At 40.9% G+C, this 23006-nt stretch carries 20 protein-coding genes; 17 read left to right on the forward strand and 3 right to left on the reverse strand.

Annotated elements, in window-relative coordinates:
* Nucleotides 1–193 precede the first annotated feature (193 nt).
* The 5 genes from M2444_RS02690 to M2444_RS02710 all read left to right on the forward strand — a co-directional run bounded on the left by M2444_RS02690 (nt 194) and on the right by M2444_RS02710 (nt 3942).
* Nucleotides 194–643 (forward strand): OsmC family protein, encoded by a 450-nt coding sequence (locus tag M2444_RS02690; RefSeq protein ID WP_280786191.1) that lies wholly within the window; start codon nt 194–196, stop codon nt 641–643.
* Nucleotides 644–698: 55 nt separating this feature from the next.
* Nucleotides 699–1061, forward strand: a complete 363-nt coding sequence (locus tag M2444_RS02695; protein WP_094874957.1) for a hypothetical protein — start codon at nt 699–701, stop codon at nt 1059–1061.
* Entirely contained in the window at nt 1042–1992 is a 951-nt protein-coding gene (locus M2444_RS02700; RefSeq protein ID WP_179281497.1) for an LLM class flavin-dependent oxidoreductase, read from the forward strand. The genes M2444_RS02695 and M2444_RS02700 overlap by 20 nt, the downstream gene beginning before the upstream one ends.
* 34 nt (nt 1993–2026) lie before the next feature.
* On the forward strand, nt 2027–3055 hold the full coding sequence (locus M2444_RS02705; RefSeq protein ID WP_280786192.1) for an AraC family transcriptional regulator: 1029 nt from the start codon (nt 2027–2029) through the stop codon (nt 3053–3055).
* A gap of 92 nt (nt 3056–3147) precedes the next feature.
* Entirely contained in the window at nt 3148–3942 is a 795-nt protein-coding gene (locus M2444_RS02710; RefSeq protein WP_094868784.1) for an SDR family NAD(P)-dependent oxidoreductase, read from the forward strand.
* A 55-nt stretch (nt 3943–3997) separates the two neighbouring features.
* Here the strand turns inward: M2444_RS02710 and M2444_RS02715 are convergent, their stop codons facing one another.
* Entirely contained in the window at nt 3998–6994 is a 2997-nt protein-coding gene (locus tag M2444_RS02715) for a hybrid sensor histidine kinase/response regulator (protein ID WP_280786193.1), read from the reverse strand.
* A 319-nt stretch (nt 6995–7313) separates the two neighbouring features.
* Between M2444_RS02715 and M2444_RS02720 the strand changes: the two genes are divergently transcribed.
* Nucleotides 7314–8114 carry a phosphotransferase gene (locus tag M2444_RS02720; protein WP_094874961.1) on the forward strand — a complete coding sequence of 267 codons (801 nt, stop codon included), beginning with the start codon at nt 7314–7316 and terminating at the stop codon, nt 8112–8114.
* 76 nt (nt 8115–8190) lie between these two features.
* Nucleotides 8191–8544 (forward strand): VOC family protein, encoded by a 354-nt coding sequence (locus M2444_RS02725; protein WP_094868787.1) that lies wholly within the window; start codon nt 8191–8193, stop codon nt 8542–8544.
* 138 nt (nt 8545–8682) lie between these two features.
* Here the strand turns inward: M2444_RS02725 and M2444_RS02730 are convergent, their stop codons facing one another.
* Complete coding sequence (locus M2444_RS02730) at nt 8683–9381, reverse strand: MerR family DNA-binding transcriptional regulator (RefSeq protein WP_094868788.1); 699 nt, start codon at nt 9379–9381, stop codon at nt 8683–8685.
* Between the two features lie 158 nt (nt 9382–9539).
* Here M2444_RS02730 and M2444_RS02735 point away from each other — a divergent pair, with 158 nt between their 5' ends.
* From M2444_RS02735 to M2444_RS02765, 7 genes are all read left to right on the forward strand, one after another.
* Nucleotides 9540–10406, forward strand: a complete 867-nt coding sequence (locus tag M2444_RS02735) for an alpha/beta fold hydrolase (protein WP_094868789.1) — start codon at nt 9540–9542, stop codon at nt 10404–10406.
* Nucleotides 10407–10627: 221 nt separating this feature from the next.
* Complete coding sequence (locus M2444_RS02740) at nt 10628–11185, forward strand: RNA polymerase sigma factor (RefSeq protein ID WP_094874963.1); 558 nt, start codon at nt 10628–10630, stop codon at nt 11183–11185.
* Nucleotides 11182–12090 carry a hypothetical protein gene (locus tag M2444_RS02745; RefSeq protein ID WP_280786194.1) on the forward strand — a complete coding sequence of 303 codons (909 nt, stop codon included), beginning with the start codon at nt 11182–11184 and terminating at the stop codon, nt 12088–12090. The genes M2444_RS02740 and M2444_RS02745 overlap by 4 nt, the downstream gene beginning before the upstream one ends.
* A gap of 233 nt (nt 12091–12323) precedes the next feature.
* Nucleotides 12324–12656: an ArsR/SmtB family transcription factor gene (locus M2444_RS02750; protein ID WP_481857456.1), complete on the forward strand. Its 333-nt coding sequence runs from the start codon at nt 12324–12326 to the stop codon at nt 12654–12656.
* Complete coding sequence (locus M2444_RS02755) at nt 12653–13069, forward strand: SRPBCC family protein (protein WP_094869048.1); 417 nt, start codon at nt 12653–12655, stop codon at nt 13067–13069. Before M2444_RS02750 ends, M2444_RS02755 begins: the two co-directional genes overlap by 4 nt.
* A gap of 137 nt (nt 13070–13206) precedes the next feature.
* Complete coding sequence (locus M2444_RS02760; RefSeq protein ID WP_280786196.1) at nt 13207–16377, forward strand: ATP-binding cassette domain-containing protein; 3171 nt, start codon at nt 13207–13209, stop codon at nt 16375–16377.
* 191 nt (nt 16378–16568) lie between these two features.
* Nucleotides 16569–17495 carry a VanZ family protein gene (locus M2444_RS02765; RefSeq protein WP_280786197.1) on the forward strand — a complete coding sequence of 309 codons (927 nt, stop codon included), beginning with the start codon at nt 16569–16571 and terminating at the stop codon, nt 17493–17495.
* Between the two features lie 46 nt (nt 17496–17541).
* Here the strand turns inward: M2444_RS02765 and M2444_RS02770 are convergent, their stop codons facing one another.
* Entirely contained in the window at nt 17542–18576 is a 1035-nt protein-coding gene (locus M2444_RS02770; protein ID WP_280786198.1) for a PocR ligand-binding domain-containing protein, read from the reverse strand.
* 202 nt (nt 18577–18778) lie between these two features.
* Here M2444_RS02770 and M2444_RS02775 point away from each other — a divergent pair, with 202 nt between their 5' ends.
* From M2444_RS02775 to M2444_RS02785, 3 genes are all read left to right on the forward strand, one after another.
* On the forward strand, nt 18779–19915 hold the full coding sequence (locus tag M2444_RS02775) for a glycerol dehydrogenase (protein ID WP_280786199.1): 1137 nt from the start codon (nt 18779–18781) through the stop codon (nt 19913–19915).
* Nucleotide 19916: 1 nt separating this feature from the next.
* Nucleotides 19917–21677: a dihydroxyacetone kinase subunit DhaK gene (dhaK, locus tag M2444_RS02780; protein ID WP_280786200.1), complete on the forward strand. Its 1761-nt coding sequence runs from the start codon at nt 19917–19919 to the stop codon at nt 21675–21677.
* Nucleotides 21678–21932: 255 nt separating this feature from the next.
* Entirely contained in the window at nt 21933–22907 is a 975-nt protein-coding gene (locus M2444_RS02785; RefSeq protein WP_094869042.1) for a helix-turn-helix domain-containing protein, read from the forward strand.
* Nucleotides 22908–23006 lie beyond the last annotated feature (99 nt).

Genomic DNA, 23006 nt, shown 5'->3' on the forward strand with positions numbered 1-23006 from the left:
CAAGTACAATTCGGGTAAGTTCAATACAACGCTGAAGATGTTTGATATCAGGCCTCCTGAAATTTGATTAATAGATAAATCTCACGAACAGCAGGCCAGAGCCTGTTTGTTCCCCGCATTCTTCTATGTTAGCATGTAAAGTATTCGATTAAAAATATGTCATGCAATTTCAAGATAGGGAGGGCATCTAGAAATGAAACACCCATTTATATTAAATGCCGTATGGAACGGCGGACGTAATAGTGATGGAACGATTGAAGCCGGACAGCTCAAGACACAAATTTCCATTCCGAAGGAAATGGGCGGGCCCGGAATTGGAACGAATCCAGATGAGATGCTTCTGGGTGCAGCAGCAACCTGCTATCTCATTACACTTGCAGCCATGCTGGAGCGATCCGAGCTTATAACTTCAAATCTGACCTTAACATCAGAGGCGACGGTGGATGTAACAAATAATATTTTTACATATGAAGCCATCAAACATTCACCTGTAATCACACTTTCTAAAGACGCGTCACAAGTCGATATCGATAAAGCTATCCATATTGCCCATAAAGCGGAAGGCTCTTGCATGATCTCCAGAGCTGTAGCAGGAAACGTACAAATTACTACACAGCCAACAGTGCTGACATCAAGTATGTAAGGATAGGTTCTAAAGCAGTAGTTATCCCTTAGGAATCAGAGAGGAGAAATAAACTTTGAACATTGAGTTGTATAAGGATTTGATCAAGGATGAACGTGGGAATTATTACGTAGCGGTACACAAAGAGGACAATGAACTGACCTTGGTAAATGCAATGCTTGAGCGTTCTTACCAGGACCTGCTGGAATTTAACGAAGCGTTTAAAAAGAAATATGCGGAATACGAGCACCAGTTCATCGGCAAAGTGATTATGGATAAGCTGCGGCACGATGTTGTGTTCGCGTCCAAAGAAGACGGCCATGGACGAATGTATAATCTGGCAGCGGTTGCTGGCCATTACATGGTTACTTTTATTGATATGATTGAATTTTACCGAAACCCTCGAGTAGGACGTAGCTATGACCATGACAGCCATTAAGCTTAGTGTATTGGACCTTGTGCCTGTATTTGATGATGTGGATGCAAGCTTTGCTTTAGGACAAGCAGTGGAACTGGCTCAAACAGCTGAAAGACTGGGATATACTCGTTATTGGGTTGCCGAACATCATGATATGCCGGGCTTAGCGTGTACCTCCACAGAGGTGTTTTTATCGCATATTGGAGCGAGAACACAGCATATCCGCATCGGGTCGGGAGCTTTATTGCTGCCGCACTATAAGCCGTTAAAAGTGGTAGAATCATTTCATTTGCTGGCAAGTTTATATCCTGGACGTATCGACCTTGGATTAGGCCGGGCTCCTGGTGGTGCTGCTGAAGTAAGTTTAGCGCTGAGCGGGAATTTTCTCGAAAATGTTTGGAAAATGCCAGAGCTGCTTAAGGGAGTTACCGAATTGTTGCAGGGGAACTATTCATATGAAGGACGTCAGATAACCGCCCGTCCGACTCCACCCGAATCGCCAGAGTTGTGGATGCTGGGCACTAACAAGAAGAGTGCAGCATATGCTGCCGAGTTTGGTGCAGGCTATGTGTTTGGTCAATTCATGAGCGATGTAGCCGGGGAAGAAATTTTGCAAGCTTATCGAGAAGCCTTTGCGCCTTCTTCAGTTAATGCTATGCCTCGGGCCATCGTAGCAGTTGGCGTCATTTGCGCCGAGACAGAGGAAGAAGCAATGCAGCTAGCCTCTTCCAGTATGACATTATTTCAACAAGAAGGCTCAGCCGAAGAAAAATCCAAACTTTTGGAACGCAAACTGCTGATAGGCACACCCAAAAGCATTAAAAAAAAGCTGGAACAGTTATCTCACTTGTATGGAGTTGAAGAATTCATTATCGTTACTATGATTCCAGACTATGAGAAACGGCTGCATTCGTTTGAGTTGCTTGCCCGTGCTTGCTTGGATTCTAACTAGCCCTTTCTTCATGCAATTAAGGAGGTCCACATAGATGCAGACTAATCCCTCTGACTCCATTAAAATCCCTCCCGGATTTTGGGCTGGATTAATTCAATTAGGGATAACCGCTCAAGATATAGCCAGTAAAGCAGGTCTTCCCCTGAACCTTATCACGGAGTCAGTAGTCAGCACAGCCCAATATTTCGCTATCTGGCAGGCATATTCGGATCTCGTTGGAGATACTGCTGAGGGAATCATCAAGCTAGCAACCGTTTTTGAAACTACACAATATCCGCCGACCGTCTTAGCTACTTATCATGCTAAAGATTATCGTGACGCTCTAAACCGAATGGTGCGCTATAAACGAATGTGTCCTCCAGAAAGCTTGCATATTCTCGAGGAGGGAGAGCTATGTACAATCGAATTGAATTGGCAGCATCCCGAGTATTCCGGTCCACCGCTGCTGCTTGGCCTTACCCTGGCGTTTTTACTGGAGCTTGGGCGGCGGGGAACAGGTATACCTATGACAGCACAGTTTGTAGAATTTTCACAACCCATAGGGGATTTACAGGTTCTTGAAGCTTATTTCGGCTGTCGAATTCAGATCGGTGCTGAGACTAACCGTTTAACACTATGCCGAAGTGATTTGGATCTGCCCTTTATCTCGTATAACGAAGAGTTGCTAGAGATTCTGACTCCCGTTTTGGATCAGACACTTGCTGAACAACAGGGCAGTCACTCCATTACGGAAAGGGTCAAATGGATTATGAAACGCAGTCTTAGCGGAGGGAAACCCGAGATTCAAACCGTTGCAAATGAGCTAAGGATGAGTGCTCGTACCTTACAACGGAGGCTTACTGAAGAAAATACGAGCTTCAAGCATTTGCTGGCACAAGCTAGACATGAGCAGGCGCGAGCGTATTTAGCAGATCCTTCCCTCGATGTTAAAGAGGTGGCTTTCTTGATCGGATATGAAGATCAGAACTCGTTCTACCGTGCCTTCCGACTTTGGGAAGGAGATACTCCTTCAAATTGGCGTGTTAAACAAGAAGTTTGGCGCAAGACGCTAGTTACTGAATAATCCCGGTAAGATAGTATAATTACTAGCCGGTACACAGTACAGCGCTTGGGAAACTGCTAATTAACTCGCCATGATAAAAGGAGAAATGAAATATGGATATGGGATTAAACAATAAGATAGCTTTAATTACAGGATCAACAAAAGGTATTGGTAAAGCTATCGCCTTTGAACTTGCCAACGAAGGCGTTAATGTACTAATAAATGGACGGAATTATGAAAAGGTAGAACAAACAGTAAATGAAATTAAAGCAAAATTTCCGGAAACTTCTCCTCAGAATGCTGCTGCCGATATTGTAGATATGGGACAGAGAGAAGCTTTACTTGAAAAATACCCCCATATCGATATTTTAGTTAATAATATGGGGATTTATGAACTGATGAGCTATGACGACGTTGATGATGAAATATTTGAAAAATACATCCGTACGAATGTTCTTGCTGCAAATGGATTAACGAAATTTTATATGCCAAAAATGTTAGAAAACAATTTTGGACGCGTGATCTTCATCGCTAGTGAAGAAGCAATAATGCCGTCAGCTCAAATGCCACAGTATGCAATGACAAAATCAATGCTATTATCGTTGGCAAAAAGCTTATCTAAATTAACAATCGGAACAGAAGTTACCGTCAATACTATCATGCCAGGACCAACACTCTCTGAAAATGTGCACCAAATCATTGATGGAATGTATTCAGATGAAGCGTTGACTTTTTCAGAAAAAGAGAAAAAATTCATGGCTGCAAACTTACCGCAATCTGAAATACAGCGATTTATTAAACCTAATGAAATAGGTAGACTAGCAGCATTTATGAGCAGTCCCTATGCCTCTGCATTTAAAGGCTCTCCGATCCGGATGGATGGGGGCATGGTACCTACTATTTTCTAAATGTAGTATCGATACAAAAAAAGCCACGCCTTATGGAATGGCTTTTTTTGATATATTATTCACTGTCCTCCGGTATAACAAAGGATACCAAAGTACCTTCACCTTGTTTACTTTGAATAAAAAGACCCTGACCATACAATTGCATCAGTCTTCGATGGGTGTTAGCCAGTCCGATGCCGCTTTTAGCTTTCATGGTCGGTTCCAGCAACAACGCAAGCGTTCTATGATCCATACCTAACCCATTATCCTCCACTTCGATCTTTATAGCATTGTTCAGACGTGTGGCCCGAATATAAACGGTACCACCCTGCTGACGCTTGAGCAGACCATGCTTAATAGCATTTTCTACCAAGGGCTGGATGGATAGAGGGGGTAACAGGATATTAATGTCTGGATCCACCTCCCAAACAACAGAAATTCGTTCTGCGAATCGTGTTTGTTCAATATACAAATAAGATTCTACCAGCTCTAGTTCATGAGAAAGGTTCACGAGTTCTCCGATATTTAAAAAGTCAAAGCTGATTCGCAAAAAGGAAGTAAATGCAGTAATGAGCTCTTGCATCTTTTTAGTATCCATATCACTGAGTGCCGCAATAGAGTTCAATGTATTGAACAAGAAATGGGGTTGAATCTGTGCCTGTAGATAAGCCGCTTCAATACGCACCCGTTCATTAAAAGAAATTTTCATCGCTGTTAAGGCTCGAATGCGATATTTGAGTTCAACTGCATCCACAGGTTTGGTAACATAATCATTTGCGCCGGAGTAGAATCCTGTGTAGATATCCTCAGGTTGACTGCGGGCAGTCAGCAATATTACTGGGAGCTCATATAACGAATAACGCGCGCGAACCTTTTGCGTTAATTCATATCCTGACATATGCGGCATCATTACATCACTAATCAGTAAATCCCAACGCTTTTTATCTAGCCAATCCAGTGCTTCTTGCGCTGAGTTCACCGTCGTAATGAGATAAGGTTCGTTTTCAAGAATGCCCTTTAGCACATTCAGATTAACAGGGTCGTCATCTACCACCAAGAGATTCACCTTGGCGTCTGTAAAGAGTGGCGGGATTTTGTCAGTATGTTGATTAGTTTGTTCGGAAATCCCCCATTTAGCCATCTGCTTATAAATCTCATCTGGTGTATACGTTGTTATAGGTGCAGCCTCTCTTACTATCTGTTCGCTATAGGGATCAGCAAGGGGGAGTGCAAAACTGAAAGTTGAACCTTTGCCGAATTCAGAAAGGATGCTCAAGCTGCCACCATGCAGTTCTACCAGCTGCCTGCTAATGCTAAGTCCCAGTCCAATTCCACGCCCGTCATTTATTCCGTGAGGGCCTTGCTCATAGGGGAGGAATACCCGCGCCATGGTCTCTTCGGTCATGCCTACTCCGGTATCTGTTACATAAATAAAGATATGAGCGTCTTTTTCCTCAGCTGAAACAGAAACAAGTCCTTGCTCGGTGTATTTGAGCGCGTTGTGCACTAGATTTAATAATACTTGTACTAGTCGTTTCTCATCCGCAAGAATAGGAGGTATAGATTCTGGTATGTTCATGGATAACCGTACCGGTTTACCTTCAATCATATATTGAAGCATATTGATGACTCCGGGAACCACCGATTGAACTAAAATAGGCTCCTGATGCAAAATAACGCGATGCTCTTGAAGACGTACTACATCCAGTAGATCACCAAGCATATGGGACATACGGCGGCTGATGGTAATCAGTAACTCCATATCTTGCCGACTACTCTCGTTGAGCCTGTCCTTTTCCTTCGTTATTATATTTTGCGCGATATTCATAATTCCATGAACTGGTGTTCGCAGCTCGTGAGAGGTATTGGCAAGAAACTGATCCTTAAGTTTATCTGCTTTTTTCAGCTGCTCATTTAACTCCATGTTCTCTTTGGCATTCTGAAAATACTTTTTAAACCAATAAGCTGAGAAGCCTACGATGGCGGCAATAATATCCACAGGATAGTAGACAATTGAATAGTGGCCGTTACTATCCCACAAGTTCCATAACAAATTAGAGATGATGGCCGCACCTGATATCAGTAGAAAAACAATATCTTTATCATCTTGCCTTTTGAACAATAAGCGTCCCAAGCTATAGATCAACCAGATAAAGGGAATATACTGAAACACTTGAATGATACCCCAGTGAATCGATGTACTGACCAAATAAGCAGGAACGATAAATATAAATAAGGTATAAAGGAAAAGACACCACGTGTAAGCGCGTAACCACTTGTTGACTTCGGCACCTGAGGTGAATTTCCTGAAAACAAGCAGAATAAAAAGGTTCTGCCATAAGAAGGCGATTAAACGGATTTTTAAAGACCAAGTGTAATTAATCGGCAGTAATACTAGAACTAAATTGTCATTTCGGGCCAAAAGGATGACGGCTACAGATAATGTCATTAGCCCTACAAGGAACAGGGCACGTTCTTTAGGATTAAATAAATACAGAATACAGGCATACAGCCCATGTAGTAGCAGGATGATTGCAGTAAGCATTTGAAATCCAACGGTATAAAAATTTGTCCGGTTAACCACTTCCTGAGAGCCAAATAAAATAGGCCCGCTAATACCGCCTTTATAGGGGTGATCAAAGTTTACTACCTGAATAAGTACATCTATTTCTGTCATATTTTCCGAAAAATATGATGCTGTAAATGAGGTGGTTTTTGGTGCATATGTATTGGTATCGAGAGAAATTATCCCATTATTGTGAATAGGGCTGCCGTTAATTTCCACACTGGAGGCGGAATAAATTTGTTTGATCCAGAACGAGATAGGCTGCTGAAGCGGTTCTACCAAAATACGCAGGCGGTACGTCCCATATCCATATGATGTTGTGTGATCAGTTCCGATAGCATTGCTCCAATTCCCAGGAACTTGAAGCGCTTGGGATTGCCTTGGGATAGTGGAAGTCTTGGACGAAACAAATTGCGAAGGATAGAAGCTCCATTCACCATCTAGCCTGAATAAGTTCGCCTTCTCCAGATCCTGGCCACGTAAATCCAGTACACCGTTTCTAATCATAGGTACATTGTTGGAAACCTTAAATATGTTGAACCAAATGCAGCGTAGGCCAAAGAGAATGCTGATAAAAAGTAGAATGATTGCTAATTTGTTTAAGATAGTATTATTTTTCATGAGAACATTATAGCAAATAATTCTAATTTAGAATCTAAAATGGATTTATTAATCTAAGATGAGCAAATACCAGCATGATCTTAACGGCCAGTATAGTTATAATTGTTCTTTATAAACAATAACTTGTAAATATTGTTATTATTAGAGAGGGAGTTTTCAAAAATCTGCAATAGGTAATGCACTGAAAAGAAAAGGAATGAACCGAATGCCTAAGGAAGAAGTGTTAAAAGGCGGTAATGTAAATCATATAGTCCGTATGGCGGACACTGTTCGCCGCCCTATAGGTTATTGGAGTCCAAATGTTCATAAACTACTCAAACATTTGGAACATCAGGGCTATGAGGGAGCACCAAAATTTCTCGGAATCGATGATTCTGGCCGTGAAATATTGACATTTATTTCCGGAGAAGTTCCAGGGAATAATTATCCAAACCTTGAACCGTATATGTGGACGGACGAAACGCTTGCCGGTTTGGCACATCTTATGCGTCGTTTCCATGATGTGACTATAGTGTTCCGGCCCAATATGGAGGACAGATGGCAGCTTAGCTATGCCGATGATGCCGAACACGAAGTGATCTGTCATAATGACGCAGCGTTGTATAATGTTGTCTTTCAAAAGGAGGCTCCTGTGGCGTTGATTGATTTTGACATGGCAGGTCCAGGTCCGCGGATGTGGGACATTGCGTACACCCTTTACACTTCTGTTCCTCTTGCGAGTTTCGCACCTAACCATACTTCTGGAACCACAGAAGCATATCAATTTGAAATCCATGCCGTAGAGCGACGTCGGCGAATTCATTTGTTTTTTGAAGCTTATGGAATTCCCGTCCCAAATAATCTGCGACAGTGGATTATACAACGTTTGATAGTACTGTGTGATACGCTACGAAATGGTGCCGCCGAAGGGAATCCTGCCTTTCAGAAAATGGTTGACGAGGGTCACTTAGCCCACTATGAGAGTGAGATACGTTTTGTAACAGATCATTTCGAAGATTGGATATAAAAATCAAATATTCCGCTCACGGACAGGATAATTGAATAAAATTAAAAAAGTATACCATTGGAATTGAGGTCTGAGAATGAGAGTAAAGCGAATTGTAACCAATATTAAAACACAGAATGCTTCAGCAGCAAAAAGCTTTTACCAGGACGTCCTCGAGCTTGATTTATTGATGGATCATGGTTGGATCGAAACATACGGCTTACTAGGGAAGGAGAACATTCAAATAAGCTTCGCCTCACAGGGCGGCTCCAATACGCCAACTCCAGATCTATCAATTGAAGTTGATGATGTCGATGCGGTGTTTGAACGTATGAAGAATGCTGGATACACGATAGAATATGGACCTGTTGATGAGCCTTGGGGAGTCCGGCGATTCTATGTACGCGACCCATTTGGCAAACTTATCAACATCCTTGCTCATGGACATTAGATAAACGGTCACATCGTGCAGAGATCTAGATTGTTAATCTATCGGAATCAATTCCGTCCTTTTAGGGACGGAGTTTTTTGCGTTCTTATAAATGATTTTAAGGAAGCGTGATTAGGTCCTCCAAAAATCTATGCTCACTCAATAGTATTTCATATATTTCATAAGCTCAGAAATTCCTAAAAACTGCTTCATTAATTGACTATTTAATTTTTGTAACGCAAGCTCGAAAGACAATTCAACTTTCTTGTAGTTTTGTGTCTCTATTTCATTCAGGAGTTGTTTCATATTCTCGATATAATACACGGTCTTCCTTAAACTGCTGATGAGGATAATCTTTCTTAATTCCGTTAGCGTATAAACTCTATAGCCGTTGTCTTTGTTTCTATTCGAGGTAACTAGTCCTTCTTGTTCCCAATGTCGAATGGCTGATGGCTTAACGCCTGCTATTTGTGCAACTTCACCAATTGTCATTGCGTTTATTTCCTCTAAATCATTGTATTTTGATATATCTGCGTTTCGGAACATGCTTAATACATCCTCTAACCTATGTTTTTCCGTTTGTGTATTATACTGTTCCTGATTGATTGACCAAAGTACATACTCCATTTGCCGGGCTTTAATCTTTCTCATCACATCGTACACAACTGGAATCTCATATCCTTGTAAAAGTGTCCGAATCGTAATAAAAGCTTGAATATGAATGTCTGTATAACATCGACGATTGCTAGCAGTCCTCGGGACTTCGGGAATTAAGCCTTGATCTTCATATCTTCTTAAAGTAGTGGTACTTACATTTAATTTCTTAGCTATCATTGTTGGTGTATAAATATCTCCCATAATGGCCATCGCCCCCAAAACATTAAAGTTAAACCTTCAAGTGCTACAACAATATTAAATCTAATTTAACGACATATATCAAGGTTTAGAATGGGATAAACCGAAAGATTGCATGAATGTTATATGATATTTCTATAAAACACTAAGGAGAGGATTGTTTGAAAAAAATCATACGATTAAACAACCATTCAGCAATAGAAGTAGGATTAACAGGAGGATCAGATCGTCCAACCATCATGTTACCTATCGCTAAAAAATCCGTGTACAATCAGGAAGCAGAAAATCTAAAGCTTTGGGGCGTAGATCCTGAAATAGGTAAACATTTTGTTGAAGGTCTTTCGGATACCTTTCAAGTGCTTTACTTTGATTATGAAGGTCATCTCTTTCAACATCCAGTGGACAACTTAACTGTAGACCATATTGTGAAGGATCTGCTCCTCATTGCTGATGAAATGAACGTTAAGAGCTTTAGCTACTACGGATATTCATGGTTAGCTTTAATTGGTCTACAATTGGGTATCAGAACAAATCGTCTGGAAAGCTTGGTCATGGGAGGTTTTCCGCCTTATAAGGGTCCCTATCAAGAGATGCTGATTGTAACTCAGAAAACACATACCCAAGCTTTGAATAATCAAAATGAGGCAGCTGAAAAAAGCTCTATCGAAACAGAGAATCTTGATGAGATAGACTGGGACAACATCAAAGTATCAATGGATACCCGTGTAACAGCTCAATTTGTTGCCTTATACGAGAGCCTTACCGCTTTTGATGATCGTAGTATTCACCATTTGCTGAGTCTCCCAAAATTAGCTTTTGCAGGAGAAAATGATACTATCGTATATGGTGAGAATTTTGGGAATGTTACTGTGGACATCGGCGGGATATTAAAAAAGAATAAAGAACAATTGACTGATTTAGGCTGGGATGTTGAAATTCTAAGGGGAACCCAAATGGATCATACCAAAGCTATGCAGCCAGCCGTGGTGTTACCATTGATTAAGCCCTGGTTTGTAAAACAACTATAAATAAAAAAGGGAAAATTTAATAGATTAGCCGGTGTTGCCTATTAAAGGGTAAACCGGCTTTTTTTCACGCGTCATATTTTTAGCATGGAATGTCGAAGCTTATGAAGACCCAAAATGTTTTCTTGCTTTGATTACTTAAGAAAATAAACTTTTTTGCAACCTAAACCCTTCTTTCCTTACTTTATAAGTGAGGCCTTAATAAACTGAACGGAAGTGATGGAGTGGAAGATAGTGAAATCATACAATTGTACTTTGCGCGCAAGGAATCAGCAATAGAAGAAACCTCCCGAAAATATAGGAACTATTGTATTAAGATCGCTCATAACATTTTATCTAATATTGAAGATTCGGAAGAATGCGTGAACGATACTTTTTTAGGGGCGTGGGAAGCGATACCGCCGAAATCACCTGCAAAGCTATCATCTTTTCTGGGGAGGATCACACGAAATATCGCGTTAAATAAATACGATTATTATATGGCCAAAAAGCGGAATAAAAAATTCGATACGATTCTTGATGAATTAAATGATTGTTTATTCTCGCCAGACAATGTTGAGAGTCAATACGAGGAAGAACAGATGGCTGAATCCATAAGCAATTTCCTGCTGAAGATAAACGAAGATCATCGAAATATTTTTCTGAGACGTTACTGGTACTCCGATTCTTTGGCTGAAATCTCAGTGCGATTTGCAATAAGTGAAAGTAAGACCAAATCAGTTCTTTTCAGAACACGAAAAAAACTCCAAATATACCTTATGAAAGAGGGCTATATCCTATGAATAATAAAGATCTATTTAAGACGATTGGTTATGTAGACGAAAATCTGGTAGAAAAGGCTAACACAGCTAGACGCACTCATAAGAAAACATTTGCGAAATGGGGAACTATGGCTGCTTGCGCTGCTCTAATATTAGGAATTTCCATTTACAGCTCTCCTCTGAAGACATCAATGACTAATTCACCACAAATATCGCAGCAAACACCAGTATCAGCTCCCAACGGTGTTCGGAAAATATTAAATTACAACGGATATCGTTATGCATTCGTAAGTGATGGTGCTCAGTTTAAGTTCACAGGAATGAAGCCTGAGAAATCACTTGGAACCTTAGAGTATGATATGAACCAAGAGATCGGAAAGGACGATGGAGATAAGGATCTAGATAAGGATTATTCCTCTACGTTCGCTGTTGGCGGAAAGCTATATGAAATTCCGACGTATCCATCCCATTTCCGCATAGCGGTCAAGTATGAAGAACAATTTTATCTGGCTGAAGTCGTAGCGAAGGTAAACGATGCTAAGATGACCGCAAAGGAATATCTGGATATGTCTAACCTGAAAAAGCATGTGAAAGACATCCATGTTCTTAACCATGTGGGCAATGAAGAGTTGAAAAAAATGACGGATCATGTTGCTGTTGAATCTATCATAGATGGGCTATACACCTCGACAACAGCTAGTTTAAGCAATAAGGAATATGAGGCTATTGCAGGGGCCCAGTCTCAAGGGAAATCGTATCAACTTCAGTTCAACCTGAAGGATGGAACCCATATGGCTATGTATATCATTCCCGAATTAAAAGTCGTATCTATGGGAGATGCCTATTATCAATTGTCGGACAACTTCTTTGATCAATCCGGTGAGCTCTTTTCAGGGCTTGAACAAGAAGTGTTGCCGCTTTACTGAGTAGAGAAATTTGGAGCTGAAGAATTACCAGAACTCAATTAATCTGGAATAGGAAGGCGTGTAGTCCTCCTATTCCATATTTCAATATTTAAAAGAACAGATAATTAAATTTCAAGGATGTTGACACGACACCAAATGGTGTCCTATAATCAATTAGACACTGAATGGTGTCCAATTGGGCATCGATGAGTATAATCGGTGACACTACAGGTAATATTACGGAAAAGGTGGGGGTGGTTTTGAACGATAATAGTCAAGTGAGGGATGTTTATGAAGCTGTTGCAGATCCAACTAGGCGAAAACTACTTCAAATATTGGCTGATGTTGATGAATTACCCCTACATGAAATTACGGTTCATTTTAAAATGGGTCGTACTGCTGTTTCTAAGCACTTGTCTATTCTTAAAGATGCTGATCTTGTAATGGCTCGAAAGGTTGGTAGAGAAACGAGATATAGGTTGAATGCCAATCCATTGAAAGAAATTCGAGATTGGGTATCTTTTTATGAAGGTTTCTGGAAAGAAAGAATTGATAAACTAAAACTTTTATTGGAGGAAGAACTATGAAACCAGATGTATCCTTAGATTTTCAATTTACAAGTTCAATCGAGAAGGTATGGAACGCTTTAACGGATTCAGATACACTTGCGAAATGGATTTGGAGCAATGACTTTAAACCAGTCGTAGGACATAAATTCCAATTTCGTGCAGAGCCTAATGAATGGTGGGATGGCATTGTAAATTGCGAGGTTCTCGTAGTAGAAGAGCCACATACATTATCTTATACTTGGCATAGTGCCGGAGAAGGCACTACGGTTACTTGGACTTTGAGCAAAGAGTCTGACGGTAAGGTTCATCTTCATCTTGGTCAATCTGGATTTAGTGAAGAAACCAAAGCACGTCAAGGTGCGATCGAAGGGGCTAAATATGCCTGGACGAATATGGGCAGCCAGCTTGAAAAGGTATTAGCAGAATTGTAAAATAAATCGCCAATGATTCAAAATCATTGGCTTGGTTCAAGAATAGGGCGCTTTTCTGAAATACGGAAAGTGCCCTTTTTAATGGAATAAATCATGGCAATACTATTTGATGAGAATGGAGATGAGATGAAATCACTATGAGAATAAACCGATTAATTGCGAACAATATTAATAAGTTAGATGCAGTACTACCCGTAGAGCAATCCCTAGGGATTGCAGGTTTGTCTGGTTCTGGTAAAACAACCTTTTGTCAAACCATCGGCGAAGAATCCAAGAAGCGTCTCGTTTCTTTATTGCCAAAGGCAGAATATCAGTATTTATTTCCTAACATTATGGAAACTAATTTTAGTGCGATCCAGATGGAAGAAATGCCACTTGTACTTTTTCTAGGGAGATCATCGATTTCTTCCAATCCTCGATCAACCATTGGTACTCATACGGGTGTGTTTACAGAGATTCGCGTTACGCTTGCTGAACAATTCAACCTATCTCCTGAGGTATTTTCATTTAATAATGAATTAGGCTGGTGTCCGGATTGTAAAGGTCGCGGCACCACTAAAAATATCGAATGTAAAAAGTGTAAGGGTAACCGCTATAATCACGAAACTGAACAATATAAAATAAAGGTATTGAATCAAGACATGAGTATTTCCGATATCAATGACTTGAGTATTGAAACTATTTTTTCTTTGGCAGAAGTGCTGAATATTAGTGAAGGTAAACAAAACATTCTAAAGAACATAATCCATATGAATATTGGTTATTTAACCTTAAATCGCATTATGGGCACATTGTCAGGAGGAGAGTTAACACGACTTTACTTGGCAGAATTCATGGCAACCAGTGAAAATACAGTAATTATTATTGATGAAATCTCTGTGGGTCTGGATCATCAAACCCTTTTGAAAATATTAGAACAGATTAAACAGCTAGGATTTAAAAATCAAATTTGGCTCATTGATCATTCTGACACGGTATTAGATATTACGGACGAGCAAGTGTTCTTTGGACCAGGTAGTGGTAAATACGGTGGAAAAATTGTTGAAGAATCGCCACGTCCAAGCCCGATCAATGGAGATATTAATCAGGTTGCACCAACAGAATACTATCAATTTCATGATCTTTATTGCCGTAATATTCAAATGGCCGAAATTCAGATCCCCCGCAATAGAGTTGTAACTTTCACAGGTGAATCTGGTTGCGGTAAATCCACACTCGTTAATGAATGTATGTCCAAAGATTTCCAGAAGCGCTATCCCAAAGATAAACTGGTGATTGTAGGGCAAGATCGGAACCAATCGATAACCAGTCGGTCGACGGTAGCGACTTTTCTAGATATTAAAAGAAAGCTCACCAAATATAGTGAAGAGATTGATGATATTTTCCAGCGCTCCATAGAAGATATTATTGATGAACTCCCAAATGAAGATATTGCACATAAACGCTTAAGCTTATTGATCAAGCTAGGACTTGGTTATTTGACGTTGGAGAGAAAAACACAGTCTTTATCAACCGGTGAATTTCAATGTGTCCATTTAGTTTCCGAGCTATTTGCGGGTTCTAGAAACCCAAATACGCTTTTTATTTTTGACGAGCCTTCCAAAGGGTTATCACAAAATATTCTAAATCAATTTATTGACAGCATCAGGGTCATTCTTCAGGATGAATCCGTCTCTATTATGATGATTGAACATAACTCATATATGTTAGAAAACTCTGACTTTATCGTTGATTTTGGCAAAAGACAGCTCGAACCTGTGGAGCATCTCGATGTTGTCAGCCATAAAGCGTATTATCGTCAACTTAACAGCGAAGATCATGTCGCACCATTACAAATTTCTTCCACACTGCGGCAACAAAATGGCGTCAACTATTTAAAAGAAGATCAGATTGCCTATTTCAAAAATGCAGAAAACATCTATAAAGGTGGTATCCTAAAAAGCTTATCCTCCATGGCACGTTTGATATATGGTGAATACGAATCAGATACGATTGCACCGGTCATTGCCATTGATCTGGAAAGACATTTATATAGTCAATATACTTTTCTTTATGAAATTGGTGGCCTGATTAACCATATTGTAACGGCGCATCCAACGAATAAAGATACGAGCAGCTTCGATTTCTACTATCAAGATAATCATTGTCCGTGCTGTAAGGGACGACGAGTCATTGAAAAATTTGATTTTGATGTGGTGCTTCAAGACAAAAATGTACCATTCTGGGAGGGCTTGTTGCATCCAGATGCAATGGATATTCTAAAATTCTATCAATTTCCCAAAATCAAATTCATCTTTGAAGAGATTAAGAATGAACTCGGACAAGATCTCAGCAAGAGCTATAATGAGATGACGGATGCAGAGAAGCATACGTTTTGGTATGGGTATTGGGAAAAGTCATTTTATGATAAAGCCAGCAAGGCAACAAGAACTTGGGAAGGTTTTAATTACATCATTGGGAACTACATGGTGATCTCGAAGGCGATCATTAAAGAGCATATTAAGCAGTCGAAAATAATGATCACTTGTCCAATTTGTAAAGGAACCGTAATGAATCATCATAAGAAGCTCAAGTTTGGCGACACAGATATCCGTGAGATTATCGGGATGCCTCTGGATCAAGTGATTAAAACCGTTGGCGAATTACAGGTGCTTGAAAAAATGAAAGCCATTGTTGGCGGTGAAATGGTTCTGACAGAGGATGTCTCTCTATTGCCAAGGGAAACACAAGTCGCTCTAAAAATGCTTGAACTAGAGCTGGCGAGCTTTGCGCACTATGAAATGGTGTTACAAAATGCTTTGCCATTCTGGGGCAATATTAGCGGCAGTATTGAATCCATCAGCGTTAATAATCGGATTACAATCTGTGATTTTGACAATATCAACGAAACTAGAGAAAACATCATCGATAAGTATTTCACGAATGGAAAATACAAGAAACTGACCTATGTCTATGAAGCGTTTGGGTACAAAAAACTGGTCACTTTGATTAATAAGATAAAGGCTAGTCAACCCTGTCCATTTTGCAAAGGAAAGAAAGTCATATCAGAAGATGGACTGCATGATGGAGTTTATAAGTTAACCATTCCATGTGTTCGTTGTTATGCCAGTGGCATTAATGATGAAGGCCGGAAGGAAACCGTTGAAGGCATTGATGTGCAGACCTGGCTAACAGGTACGGTAAGTGATGTCGTGACGGAAAGCTCAAATATTGCAGCGGTAGCAGATATTCCAATCTTCAATCGTATTCGTGAGTTGAATAAACAAGAAATGATGGCCGTTTATCAATATCTTGAACAAAATAACTAAAGAAGTGCACCGCTTAGAATAGACATTGGATCAACCTCAGGGTAATTCCGATGAAATTCTAGGGGTGCATTTTTTTATGCAGCAATGAAAAGTCTTGAGTGACTATATCGTCACTTTTAGTGTCACTGAAGAGTCACTTTGGAGAGATATACTAAATCCATTGACAAAATGGAGGGAATTGTGGAGACCTTATGGGAGTAAAATTACGAAAAATCCTTAGTATAGGAACTATTCTTTACACGCTTTTAATTTTATATTTTTTGTTTTTTGCTTTCAACAGAGTAGCGCATCAATACAGTGAGTATGGGTATACGTTTATGTGGATTCCAGAAGGTGTCCCGCTGCTTTTTCCAAACCTTTCTGACCTATCCTTTTCTTGGATTTATGATTTGGGGAATGTCGTTGCATTTATCCCATTTGGGATATTAATCCCATTATTGTATCCTTCATCTTTTAAAAAGTTTATCCTGATGTTTATCATTAGTATTTTCGTACTGGAAACACTTCAATCTTTAACTTTTCTAGGTACATTTGATGTAAGTGATATCATATCCAATACTTTAGGGGCTACCATCGGATATTGTGCCTATAGGATAGGATTTATTACAACAATCACTTGGAGATCACTAGTTAAATCGGCGTTAACTGTTGTTGTTCTATTGATAGCAATCATGGGGATCTCTGAGATCATTGATTTTACTTTGGAGAAAAAGGAAGGCGTTATCCATGGACTTCAGGAGGTGAAAGAACTTACTGGAAATATGCCTATCACGCAAGATCTTCCCAGTTTAACAATCACAGGTAAGACCATAAACCCGAAAATGAACTTGTATAGCAGTGAAGGTGAGGAAACTCATCAATACAAATACATTTTGGGGGATAAAAAAGAGATATTGTTGTATCTTAACTTTGCTTTCCCTGTCAAAGATGATTCTAGCAGTGAACTAATTATTGTAGCTGATGATAACGTAATCTTTCAAACGGCTGAACAATATAGTCCGGATATTGAGCTTATAAATACTTCGTTAATTACCGTAAACGAATTAACCATTATCCTGAAAGGGAATGTGAAGTTATGGGATGTTGGTTTTAGTGAAATGAAACACTGGTGGGAATAAGAAATAACCCTTCGTTAATGTATTAACGGAGGGTTTATTTTGTAGCCTATCCCTTATACATATTCCGATATACCGCCGGGGTGAGGTTCTCGAACCTTTTGAATATTTTAATAAAATAGCCCGTATCACAAAATCCTAAATCATCGCTCACTTGATGAATGGGGGCTTCGGTGGACTCCAGCAACTGTTTAGCCCATTCAATCTTGAGCCTGGCAACGAAGAGGGAGAAATTCTCACCTGTTTCTTTGGTGAATATACGGCTGAAATAACTGGGGCTGATATGACAAAGCTTGGCCATCTCTTTTAGATTGAAATTTTCATTCTTGTGCGCATAGATGTAATCAAACGCAGGCTGAAGTACAGTATTTGAAGCGACGAGCCTTTGAGCTCCATTTTTCAATTTGGTCTCAATGAGCGCCCCTGACAACTCTTGCTGTAGAGACTGGATTTTGCGATAGGCCAGGTCTGTCTCTTCAACAGTTTCTGCGGAAGCAGATGTATCCATATCTGTGGTCAGCACTCTTTTGTACAAATCGACGGTAGTACGCTTCTGGATCGCTTCTTCCACGATGTAGGTACTTAACTGAAGTAGTAGATCCACGCACTTCGTTACTTCATCGTAGGATAAGACAGGAAGTGCCTCGTAATCCTCTTTGAGTGCTTGAAACTTCAGGTTCGACTCAACATTAGGGGGTCTAGATACAATCTGCTCCAGATGTGACACGTCAGGTTCACGAAGCTTGAGCTGTCCGGCCATAATTGCTCCCAGATATTGATCGTCAATAATAATGGGTATGGCAATATCAATAATATTGAAATGGCATAAATAAATATAAGGCTTGTTCTGGCGGACAGCTTCAATGCCGGCACGAGCATCACATTTTTGACAGTAGGGAGAGAGAATAGAATCTTGGCGCACGCCTTGGCAGAATGGCTGACAGAAGCTGTGCTTAGTCACGGGAACCCCTTTATAATCTACGGTAAGAATCGCCATTTTAGTCACGAGCGACAGAGAGTCCTGTAGTTTCTCCCATTTCTTCAAATCAATTATTTCTTCTAAATTAAATCGAGATTTGGACATCACGATATTCTCCTAGGAAAGTTATAGAAACATAATGAACATTATAGCGAATTTTTGTGCAAAAGGACAAGATAATACAATTTATTAAAGGGAGGACAAAAAAACTCGATAAGAAAACGCTTTATTCTGATCTTATTGTTTCATGCATACCGAAATAGAGCAATCTATAATAATAACTATATACAACCTAGGAGGAATGAAAATGAGAAGAGCGTTTATCAGTCCGACGAAATATGTGCAAGGTGAGAATGAACTTTTGAATTTAGGTTATTTTGTAAAAACATTCGGGGATTCTGCACTACTCATTGCCCATCCAGATGATGTTACACGTGTGAAAGATAAATTGGAGTCAACTAAACTGAAATTTAATATAACGCTTGTTGAAAGTGGCTTCCAAGGGGAATGCTCAAGACAAGAAGTCGCAAGATTACAAGCTCTAGCCAAGGAACATCAATGTGCATGTACGATTGGTTTGGGTGGAGGTAAGGCAATTGATACGGCAAAATGCGTAGCAGAAGGAGAAGCATTGATCATCGTTCCGACGATAGCAGCTACGGATGCACCAACCAGTCATTCCGCCGTCCTCTATACTCCTGAAGGGGAATTTGATGATTATGCTTACTTCAAGCAAAGTCCGAGTGTAGTCATGATCGACACCACAGTGATCGCCAAAGCACCGACAAGATTTCTTGTTGCAGGGATGGGAGATGCACTCTCCACTTATTTTGAAGCAAGAGCTACAGCAAATTCTTATTCTAACGTAAATGCCGGCTTACCTTGCGGAGTTCGTGAAGGAGTATGTGGGGAAGCTAAGGGGACAATTACCGCGCTAGGTCTTGCCAGACTATGCTATGACACTTTACTTGAAAATGGCTTCAAGGCGAAACAAGCCTGCGATCTGAATATCGTAACTCCAGCCTTGGAGAATATCGTTGAAACGAATATTCTGTTATCTGGATTAGGCTTTGAAAGCGGAGGTTTGGCTGCGATTCATGCGATTCATAATGGTTTAACAGCTTTAGAAGGAACACATCATTATTATCATGGTGAGAAGGTAGCCTTCAGTACAATTGCTCAGTTAGTGCTTGAGAATGCGGATCGTACTGAATTAAGAGAAGTATTGGACTTCTGTCTGTCGATTGGTCTTCCCGTGTGCCTAGCGGATATTGGAGTGGAGCAAGTCACTTACGAAGAACTTCTTGAGGTGGCTAAAAAAGCTTGTATTGCTGAGGAATCCATTCATTCCATGCCGTTCCCAATTTCAGAGGAGGCGGTTGCATCAGCCATTATGGCTGCCGACCAATTAGGCCGTCAATATAAATTAAGTAAGGAGCTTTAAGATGAAGAAAATTATGAACAAACCGGAAACGTTAGTCCGGGAAATGTGCAATGGACTTGTCTTGGCGCATCCTGAGCTGGATTTCAACGATAAATTCAAAGTGATTTCTAAAAAAGAAATCAACAACAATAAAGTTACTTTAATTAGCGGTGGCGGAAGTGGACATGAACCGGCCCATGCCGGGTTCGTAGGCAGCGGTATGCTGGATGCAGCCGTGTGTGGCGATGTGTTTGCATCTCCATCTCAGATTCAAGTCTATCAAGCGATCCGCCGTTCTGCGAGCCAAAAGGGAACGCTGCTTATTATTAAGAACTACAGCGGCGATATCATGAACTTTAAAAATGCAGCCCATCTCGCAAGCGAAGATGGCATTCAAGTGGAATATGTAAAGGTGGACGATGACATTGCCGTCGAGGACAGTCTCTATACGGTAGGGAAAAGGGGGGTGGCCGGAACCGTTCTTGTTCATAAAATAGCTGGGGCTGCCGCAGAAGCTGGATTGTCTCTGGCGGAAGTGAAAGAAGCAGCACAGCATGCGATTGATCATGTTCGGACTATCGGCTTCGCCTTCACTTCTTGCACCGTTCCTGCCAAAGGAACCCCGACGTTTCATATCGAAGAGGATGAGATGGAATACGGTGTCGGAATTCACGGTGAACCTGGAATACGCAGGGAAAAAGCCGTATCAGCGGATGAACTGGCGCAGCGAATGGTTACGTCCTTGCTAAGCAACTTGCAAATGAACGATGAGTCGCAGCAAGAAGTTGCGGTTCTGATCAATGGATTTGGTGGAACACCACTGCAAGAACTTTATTTGTTGAATAATTCTGTGATCCGTGAATTGACGGCGAAGAATAAGCAAGTGTTTAAAGTATTTGTCGGCAACTATATGACCAGCATCGATATGGCTGGCGCATCAGTGTCGATTATGAAGCTGGATGAGACGTTGAAGAAATGGTTGTCTGCTCCGTGCGATACACCGGCATTGTCGGTTAAAGGTCCATTTGAGCCTGTGAACTATACAGAGATCATCAAGGAAGAGAAAGCAGACAGCACAGTATCCTTTAAGAATAATACGGATGCTGAAGCAGCGGTGATTAAGAACAACCAGTTCTCCTTGCAAAATATCGTCTATTTGATCGATCAAATGAGTGAGCTCATTATCGAGAATGAGGTGCCTTTCTGTGAGCTAGACGCCCACGCCGGTGATGGTGATTTCGGGATGAGCGTAGCCAAAGGTTTCAAGCAGTTAAAAGTAGAATGGGAAGACATTCTAGCTCATCATCTTAACAATATCGGTGACTTCCTTGATGCGTGTTCATTGATCATCATGGAGCATTGTGGTGGAGCCTCTGGACCAATCTGGGGATCGGGCTTCCGTGCAGCAAGTAAGTCCGCGCAGCAAAAGCGGGAATTGTCTATTCAGGAGTTTGCGGATATGATGCAGGCTGTTGTTAAAGGGATTCAGGATACGGGTGAAAGATCTTTCGGTAGGGGTGCTGTCGTTGGTGACAAGACCTTGATTGATGCGCTCGTTCCGTTCGCGGATGCTTGGACCCAGAGTGCAGAGCAAGGTGAAGATATCAAGGTGGCAGCAATCAAAGCAGCAGAAGCGGCGGTGCTCGGTGCCCGGAAGACTTCCGATATCGTCGCCCGTATGGGAAGAGCAGGTACAGTAGGCGAACGCAGCATTGGTTATCCGGATGCGGGAGCTTACGCGCTTGGAGTTATTTTCACAGAGCTAGCTAAAGCGATGAAATAAGAGATGAAAGAAGCTGAATCCGAAGCTGGATGATGCAACGAAAGTTAAAAGCCGATGGAATAGAAATTGATACCCCCCTTATCCTTTAGGATGAGGGGGTGTTTGTATTGTCCGTTGCAGTTTAGCTAATGTCTCGAATATAATGATCTAAATGATAATCGTTATCATTTAATAAATGAATAAAGGTGATCTTCTCATGATAAAACACTGTACTGGGGTTTCAGTGTACCGCGGATCTGCTGTGGGTATAACTTAATGTCAAGAAAATCAATCCATAATATCTATAACGGGTACTTCAATGATTTGTTTGAGACTCCGGCTATAAGGGACACCACAGAGCGAATGCATTTCTCACAACCTAGTGACCATGGATACGTCGATAGGGTTATCACACCTTCCGGGATTGAAATTGTTGATAGTAATTACCGTTTCACTGAGGATCGTTTAGTCCGTGTTCAATCCGAAGCAGCTATGATTGAGCTAAGCTTTTGTCTACAGGGCAGTGGAGAAGTTCATGTAACAGGCAACAGTCACGAGTTGGTGCCCGACAGTTGTTCATTGCAGCTCATGCGAGATTTCCACGCCGAATTCCACTATCGCAGTGCAGAGCCCATCCGTTTACTGTCCATTGGTGTGCCGGTAGCACTGTTCGATTCGTGGATGCTGGAGCAAGAATCTACACATTCTTGCAGTTTATCCGGGCTGTTAAATACACAATCTTTTCGGATGTTCCGTATGCCGATTCTTCCAGAGACCTCCCGGTTATTGGTTCAATTGAGGGATTGCCCCTATCATATCTCGATGCGTCGGTTGTACGTAGAAGGTAAGGCATTAGAACTCCTTTCCGCCTATTTTGGCGCTTTTCTTTTTGAACAGAATCGTTCCAAACGTAGCTTGCATTTATCTCGCAGTGACCGAGAAAGCATTCGGAGAGCCAGGGAAATTATCCTTGAGCAAATGGCATACCCTCCTTCGCTCATTGAACTATCCAAGCTGGCGGGGATTAACGAATACAAATTAAAAGTTGGTTTTAAGGAAGAGTACGGTACGACTGTATTTGCCTATTTACGGAACAAGCGTTTAGAAAAAGCATGGGAAATCATGCGTTCTGGGGACAGTAGTGTTAGTCAAACAGCGACGATGGTAGGTTACAACAACTTTAGCCATTTTGCGGAGGCATTTCGGAAGCAGTATGGAATAAATCCTTCTGAAATCATAAAAAAACGTTAGAAAACCAATAAATATCCGCCAAACCGTTATTCAATCCCTCTGCCGGTAGTACAGCCTATCAGCAGAGTGTATGATCGGACTTGCTAATAGTGAGAATGA

This window comes from Paenibacillus sp. PastF-3, assembly GCF_029893135.1.
In the GTDB taxonomy this organism is placed as follows: domain Bacteria; phylum Bacillota; class Bacilli; order Paenibacillales; family Paenibacillaceae; genus Paenibacillus_AQ; species Paenibacillus_AQ nitricinens.

Bases quoted from the DNA above. Each gene is read 5' to 3' on its own strand.
- M2444_RS02690 (WP_280786191.1), top strand. From the start codon at position 194: ATGAAACACCCATTTATATTAAATGCCGTATGGAACGGCGGACGTAAT.
- M2444_RS02785 (WP_094869042.1), top strand. From the start codon at position 21,933: ATGTCAAGAAAATCAATCCATAATATCTATAACGGGTACTTCAATGAT.
- M2444_RS02730 (WP_094868788.1), bottom strand. From the start codon at position 9,381: ATGGGAGATATTTATACACCAACAATGATAGCTAAGAAATTAAATGTA.
- M2444_RS02720 (WP_094874961.1), top strand. From the start codon at position 7,314: ATGCCTAAGGAAGAAGTGTTAAAAGGCGGTAATGTAAATCATATAGTC.
- M2444_RS02745 (WP_280786194.1), top strand. From the start codon at position 11,182: ATGAATAATAAAGATCTATTTAAGACGATTGGTTATGTAGACGAAAAT.
- M2444_RS02705 (WP_280786192.1), top strand. From the start codon at position 2,027: ATGCAGACTAATCCCTCTGACTCCATTAAAATCCCTCCCGGATTTTGG.
- M2444_RS02715 (WP_280786193.1), bottom strand. From the start codon at position 6,994: ATGATTAGAAACGGTGTACTGGATTTACGTGGCCAGGATCTGGAGAAG.
- M2444_RS02755 (WP_094869048.1), top strand. From the start codon at position 12,653: ATGAAACCAGATGTATCCTTAGATTTTCAATTTACAAGTTCAATCGAG.
- M2444_RS02700 (WP_179281497.1), top strand. From the start codon at position 1,042: ATGACCATGACAGCCATTAAGCTTAGTGTATTGGACCTTGTGCCTGTA.
- M2444_RS02760 (WP_280786196.1), top strand. From the start codon at position 13,207: ATGAGAATAAACCGATTAATTGCGAACAATATTAATAAGTTAGATGCA.
- M2444_RS02725 (WP_094868787.1), top strand. From the start codon at position 8,191: ATGAGAGTAAAGCGAATTGTAACCAATATTAAAACACAGAATGCTTCA.
- M2444_RS02710 (WP_094868784.1), top strand. From the start codon at position 3,148: ATGGATATGGGATTAAACAATAAGATAGCTTTAATTACAGGATCAACA.
- M2444_RS02775 (WP_280786199.1), top strand. From the start codon at position 18,779: ATGAGAAGAGCGTTTATCAGTCCGACGAAATATGTGCAAGGTGAGAAT.
- M2444_RS02765 (WP_280786197.1), top strand. From the start codon at position 16,569: ATGGGAGTAAAATTACGAAAAATCCTTAGTATAGGAACTATTCTTTAC.
- M2444_RS02770 (WP_280786198.1), bottom strand. From the start codon at position 18,576: ATGTCCAAATCTCGATTTAATTTAGAAGAAATAATTGATTTGAAGAAA.
- dhaK (WP_280786200.1), top strand. From the start codon at position 19,917: ATGAAGAAAATTATGAACAAACCGGAAACGTTAGTCCGGGAAATGTGC.